This is a genomic window from Nocardioides ginsengisoli (assembly GCF_039537225.1).
Lineage (GTDB): Bacteria > Actinomycetota > Actinomycetes > Propionibacteriales > Nocardioidaceae > Nocardioides > Nocardioides ginsengisoli.
The window spans coordinates 663-6,020 of sequence record NZ_BAABAC010000038.1 but is presented as its reverse complement, the minus strand read 5'-3'; the positions used below and the strand labels follow the sequence as shown (position 1 = coordinate 6,020).

11 protein-coding genes are annotated in these 5,358 nt (G+C 66.5%); 2 read left to right on the top strand and 9 right to left on the bottom strand.

Features of this window, described 5'->3' with window-relative positions; translation table 11 throughout:
- Positions 1–261: 261 nt before the first annotated feature.
- From AB4880_RS20005 to AB4880_RS19965, 9 genes are all read right to left on the bottom strand, one after another.
- Complete coding sequence (locus AB4880_RS20005) at positions 262–711, bottom strand: DUF3307 domain-containing protein (protein ID WP_367920984.1); 450 nt, start codon at positions 709–711, stop codon at positions 262–264.
- Between the two features lie 86 nt (positions 712–797).
- Positions 798–1,082: a hypothetical protein gene (locus tag AB4880_RS20000; RefSeq protein WP_344850735.1), complete on the bottom strand. Its 285-nt coding sequence runs from the start codon at positions 1,080–1,082 to the stop codon at positions 798–800.
- 3 nt (positions 1,083–1,085) lie between these two features.
- A complete protein-coding gene (locus AB4880_RS19995; protein ID WP_344850733.1) occupies positions 1,086–1,838 on the bottom strand; it encodes a hypothetical protein in 753 nt (250 codons plus the stop codon).
- 85 nt (positions 1,839–1,923) lie between these two features.
- Positions 1,924–2,286, bottom strand: coding sequence for a hypothetical protein (locus AB4880_RS19990; protein ID WP_344850731.1), 363 nt, complete (start codon positions 2,284–2,286; stop codon positions 1,924–1,926).
- 195 nt (positions 2,287–2,481) lie between these two features.
- Positions 2,482–2,724 (bottom strand): hypothetical protein, encoded by a 243-nt coding sequence (locus AB4880_RS19985; RefSeq protein WP_345572164.1) that lies wholly within the window; start codon positions 2,722–2,724, stop codon positions 2,482–2,484.
- Positions 2,725–2,808: 84 nt separating this feature from the next.
- The gene (locus tag AB4880_RS19980) at positions 2,809–3,144 is read right to left on the bottom strand and encodes a hypothetical protein (protein WP_344850727.1); all 336 of its coding nucleotides are present in this window, start codon (positions 3,142–3,144) and stop codon (positions 2,809–2,811) included.
- 5 nt (positions 3,145–3,149) lie between these two features.
- The gene (locus AB4880_RS19975; protein WP_367920983.1) at positions 3,150–3,281 is read right to left on the bottom strand and encodes a hypothetical protein; all 132 of its coding nucleotides are present in this window, start codon (positions 3,279–3,281) and stop codon (positions 3,150–3,152) included.
- A gap of 20 nt (positions 3,282–3,301) precedes the next feature.
- Positions 3,302–3,514 carry a hypothetical protein gene (locus tag AB4880_RS19970; protein ID WP_367920982.1) on the bottom strand — a complete coding sequence of 71 codons (213 nt, stop codon included), beginning with the start codon at positions 3,512–3,514 and terminating at the stop codon, positions 3,302–3,304.
- A gap of 101 nt (positions 3,515–3,615) precedes the next feature.
- Complete coding sequence (locus tag AB4880_RS19965) at positions 3,616–3,936, bottom strand: hypothetical protein (protein WP_345572127.1); 321 nt, start codon at positions 3,934–3,936, stop codon at positions 3,616–3,618.
- 107 nt (positions 3,937–4,043) lie between these two features.
- Here AB4880_RS19965 and AB4880_RS19960 point away from each other — a divergent pair, with 107 nt between their 5' ends.
- Both AB4880_RS19960 and AB4880_RS19955 read left to right on the top strand, forming a co-directional pair.
- Entirely contained in the window at positions 4,044–4,748 is a 705-nt protein-coding gene (locus tag AB4880_RS19960; RefSeq protein WP_345572126.1) for a ParA family protein, read from the top strand.
- Positions 4,745–5,272, top strand: a complete 528-nt coding sequence (locus tag AB4880_RS19955; RefSeq protein ID WP_367920981.1) for a hypothetical protein — start codon at positions 4,745–4,747, stop codon at positions 5,270–5,272. Before AB4880_RS19960 ends, AB4880_RS19955 begins: the two co-directional genes overlap by 4 nt.
- The last annotated feature ends 86 nt before the right edge of the window (positions 5,273–5,358 follow it).

Genomic DNA, 5,358 nt, shown 5'->3' with positions numbered 1-5,358 from the left:
GAGGAACCGGGCCGCCGGCCTTTTCGGTGGCGAGGGCCTGGCGAAGGTGGCAAGGGTGAGCAGATTGCCCAACGTTGACCACCTCGTTACGCTCGCTGCGGAGACGAACGGCGGCCCCGCCGTCCAGTGAGTCAGTTCCGCAGCGATCCGCCACTCGGCAAAGATCCTGCCCGCGGCGAAGCCCAGACCAACCTGTCGTACGGCACGTTGACGGCCCCCGCTCCTGTGAGGAGCGAGGGCCGCTTTGGTGTCCAGCTCGGGTCAGCTCAGCGCGGCGATCAGTGCTGCGACGAACAGCCAGAAGTGATGCCAGGACTGATCCAGGGCGTAGGCACCGGTACCGAGGGTGGTGTTGTCGTCATGCCCTTGCCGGGGAGCGCCCAGCACGTAGTACCGGCTTTTGCCGAGCCGGTCAGCGAGCCAGGCCAGGGTGTAGCGGCGATCGGCCCAGTAGTGCGTGACCGCGCTGACCAGCTGGCCGGCCACGAATCCGGCCAGGCTGATCTGCAGATCCAGCACCACCCAGACCAGACCGCCCAGAGCCGCTGTGAGCGCCGTATAGGTGGTCACGTGCATCAGGCAGGACCGGGCGCCAGCGCGGCTCCTGTGGCCCTTCGTGAGCGCCTGGTGGTGGGTCTGGGCCCAGTGGTCGGCAACCTCGTGCGCAACCCACAGAGCCACGAAATACGCGGCAAAGGTGACAGCTAGCATCGGGACACTCTCCGGTTCTCTGAGCGAGGGATTCTCGGGGACTACTGGCCGGGGGAAGCGTTCGAGCGCTGCCCCCGGCCGGGCCTCTACCGCGGGGTGAGTAGGTCGGCCCAGTGGATCCACAGGCCGTTAGGGGAGTCATCCAAGGTGCTGCCGCACTCGCACTGCTCACCGGAGCTGCTCCAGTGCTGAGCGAGCCGAACACGGCACCATTCCGGCGACCGGCCCAGGGCGGCCGCGGCGATCTCGCACACATGGCCCCGGCCGGCCTCCAGGGTCGCCAGGTCTGCTCCGCAGGTCTGGCACCGGTCATCGACGGTCGGCAGACCGTGCAATAGCAGAGCGGTCAGCACCAGCTCGGCGTTGCTCATCGGTCAATTCACCATCTCGGGGAAGTACCGGGCGATGTCGACGAAGTAGCCGCCCTCTTCGAGGAAACGCAGCGCCTCGCCCTTGGTGGCGTAGAAGAACCGCATGCCGGGCCGGACGTTGTACTCCTTCGACCAGTCCGCGCGGAGCACCCAGAGGTCGTCTGCGGTGCGGAACAGGATCGGGGTCTTGTGGGGGTCGCCGACCTCCAGGTTCGGGATCCAGTGCGCGACAGCGGTCCGCGGATTCCACTCCTCGCGGTCCAGCTCGCCCTGGTCGTCGCGAATCCAGACGGGGCTGGGGGCCATGATCTCGCGGACGGCTGGCTGTCCCCAGCGCAGTATGAGCCCCGCGGGAAGGGAGGTGTCCAGCTCTTCGGTGGCACCCTTGCGGTGTCCATCGCCGGTGGCCCAGTCTTCCCAGTCGTCCGGGGGGTTCCCGATGATCTTCTGAGCGCGGGACTGAGCCGTGCTGCGGGCGGTGTCCATCGCCTGAGCCAGCTCGCCGTACGAACCGCCGGCCTCGACGTGCTGGCGGACCAGGGCTTTCGCGGTGGCTTCGATCCGCGGGGCCAGGCGGTGCACCACGGCGCGGATTGCGGTCTGGATTTCGGCAAGGGTGTCTTCGTCGCGGTCGCCATCGAGCTTCCACTCGCCCGACCGCATCCGGTCCAGCGCCCAGAGCGCGGTGTCGAAGGACTCGACCAGCTCGACGGCGTCACTGCCGAGGCCGACGTACTTCGCGGGGTCCAGGATCATGGTTCGTTTCTCCTCAGGTTCGTTGTCTAGGTTGGGTGGTTGGTGGCCGGGGCGCTTCCTTCGTCCCGGCCACCGCTTGTCGAGGTCAGAGTCCGGCGGGGAGCGCCTTGCACATGCCGCCGTGGTACGGGTCGGTGATCACGCAGCGTTCGGCGTTCGGGTCGACCAGCCCGTCCAGGGCGACCAGTCCGGCCAGTGGGACGCTGAGTTCGGCGACCTTGTGGCCCTCGCGGTACGCCTTCAGTGCGCGGGTGGCGGCCCGGCGCGAGGTCCGGTCGCCATCGAGCCAGACCACGTCGACACCGCGGCCGGTCAGTAGGGCGATGACGCCGACCTGGTCGCCACGCAGGACGCGGGTACCGGGGGCCGCGTTGGACAGTCCGTGGCGGATGAAACCGTCAGCGTTCATCTCGCGGGCGGCGAGGTACTCGGGAGTTTCGGTGATCATGGTGGCGGCCCTCTCTGTACGGAAGCTCATATGACTATGATGTACGAATCTACGTACAGTGTCAAGCTTTCGATGGCGTTTCGCGCGAAAGCGTTTTAGCGCGATTCCGAGGCTCTGACCTGGTCTTATGTCGTGATCGCCGGGAGCGCGCGAGAGCGCCCCGCCGGTGGCCGGCGGGGCGCTCTGGGTCGTTCGTCAGGCTGTGGTGGTGACTTCGTACCGGGCGAGGTACGGCGGGCCGAAGGGGTCGACCACCTGACTGGTGACCATCCGCCGTACGGTCACCTGCCCCGCTGTCTCGGTGCCGGGGTCGGGGGTGATCGCCTCGACCTTCACCATTCCGCCCAGGATCAGCGGTATCCGCATCCCCTCCGTGGGCAGGGTCGTCAGGCTGATCATGCCGAGAAACTCCGGCTCGGTTGCGGGTGCTTCGCTCATGCTCGTCTCCCTGGGTGTTTCGGGTCTTCGGGATCTCGCGGGATGACCGGCCGGGCCGCTTCCTTCGGCCCGGCCGGTCGTGACTCACGGCATCTCGTGACTGCGTTCCTTGGTGATCTCCTCCCATCGATCCGACAGGCGCGGGTCCTCGCGGTGGCCGCCGGTCCGCAGGTCGTAGGCGTCTTCGCTGCGGTTTGTCACGTGGACCTCTAGCAGCGTGGCCGCGGAGCCGTGGTCCCCGATCGCCGTCAGTAGATCGGCAAGGGCGTTGATCTCGCTACAGCTCAGGTCGACCGGCTCGAACTCGTTCGCGAGCTGGTGGAGCAGGATGCCGTCGCTACCGTCGCCCCAGACCTGCCGGAAGCGGGCCAGAGCTTCGGTCAGGTCGACCGGCTGGCCGCCGATCGTGAGCGGCTTCACCGAGTTCACTTCTTGCCGCCCTTGAGTCCGTAGATGACCACGCGGACCTGGTCGACCACCTCGCCGTAGCCGGGCAGCTCGACCCGGTCGCGCTGCTCGGTGATCACCACCGTCTTCTCTCCGTCCGAGAAGATCACCCGATTGTTCCTGCTGACCTTCACTTGCCATCCCGCACGATGATCGTTCCGCTGTTGTGGCCGATCGCCCCGATACCACCGACCCGAACCTTGTCGTTCACGTCGATCACCCGGACCGGCTTCGACCCAGCGTGCTTCCGGCGGTTCGCAGCCAGCACCGCATCGGCTTCGGCCTCCGAGACCTGCACCAGCTTCCCGCCGCGGTAGACGCTGACACCCTTGTTCTTCGCCATCAGACTCTCCTTTGTTGTACGAACCTTCGTGAGTCAATAGTGCACGATAGTTCGTACAGACGCAAGAGATCTGGAGAGATTCGCGCGAAAACGCGAAAACGCTAGCCCGACTCGCTGACCTGCGGAATCACCCGCCGTCGCACATCCTCAGGAGCCACCCACACCCCGGAGAGCTGCAACCGAACCTCGATCCCGAGCTGGGTCACGAACACATGCCGCCGATCCCAGCGCCACGCCTCACCGGCGAGCCACTCCTCACCGTCGCTGGACCACACGATCCGGACCCATACCGCGATCCGGCGATCGAACGGCACATCCCGCAACCGCCGGGCAATGGCCGGCGGGGGGAAATGCTCGTTGAGCACCCGCTGATAGAGCGCCGCACGCTCGATCGGGCTGGGGAATCTGTCGAAGCCATACATGTCCGCATTATCGAACACTTGTTCGACACACGGAAGAGTGACCGGATTGTTGCCGAATTCGCGTTAACACGCTTTGACGCTTTCGCGCGAAAACGAGAAAATGCGGTATGTCCCGAATTCTCGCGGTGGGCTGCCCCAAAGGCGGGGTCGGCAAGACGACAAGCGCGGTCACCCTCGCGGCGATCGCTGCCAAGCACCTAGGCCTAAAGACGCTCGTGGTCGACGGCGACAAGAACAAGTCAACCGTCAACTGGTACTCCGAGTCCGAAGACCAAAACATGCCGTTCGACGTGGCCGAAGGCGCGGAGGAAGGCCAGATTGCCTCCCTGAGCAAGCTGCGCAGAAGTACCAACTACGACCTGACCATCGTTGACCTGGCCGGAGCCAGAACCGGCGGTTTTCAGGAGATCCTGCAGGGCAGCCACGGCATCCCCGGAGCCGACTTCCTCCTGATGCCCACCCAGCACGGGACGATGGACCTTGACGCGCTCCCGCCGGTGATCCAGAAGGAGCTGCCCGCGGGCCTGCCCTACCTGGTCGCGCTCACGATGGTCTCCACCGAACAGCTACCGACCGCCCGATACATCCAGGCCCAGCTCCGCGAGGACTACGGGTGGAGCGTGGCCGAAACGATCATCCGCCGGTACGCCGTGTACGGCGAGGCCCGCGACCGCTTCCGCACCGTTCTGGACATGCCCGGCAAGCACAGCTATGCCCGCACCGCAGAAGCCGAGTACAAAGCCCTGGCCGTCGAAGTCTTCGGCCATCTCGACATCGACACCACAGCCCTAGAGCAGGAGAACCAGCCATGAGCGCCCGCAGACGGCCCGTACGCCTCACCTCGGTAACCGAGGAAGGCCAGGAGCCCGAAGCCGACCAGGCCCCCGGCTCGACCGAGCTGGCGGTTGTCGCTCCAGAGCCTGACGAAGCCGAGGCCGACCCAAAGGCCGGCCTCGAGCTCGACCAGCCGCCAGCCAAAGCAGCCGCGGCTAGCAGGCCCGCCACGGGCCGCAAGAAGGCTCCCCCGGCCCGGAAGACCCCAGCGGCCCCCAAAGCCGCTGAGACGCGCGTCAACCCCGCTGCAGCGGCCCTGCAGGGCTTCTTCCACGAAGGCGACCCGCGCGTGCTCGCCTCAGCAACCGAAGACTCCGAGCGGGTCAACCTCTACCTCCACCCCGAAGACAAATCCATGCTCGACTTCGCCAAGATGAATGACCGGGCCGACAACAACTCGCGCTTCCGCGCCATGGTCGCCGTCTACCGCTCCAACAAGCGCTTTCGCGCCCTGGTCGACAAGTACGCCCAGACCGCCCCCCGAGGCGGCACCGGCGCCTAACCAGCGCCAACCGGGGAAGGTCCGTCGACCTCCCGGAAAGCACCCCCGCAAACCAGCTCCACCACCCGGCCCAGCTCGACACCTCC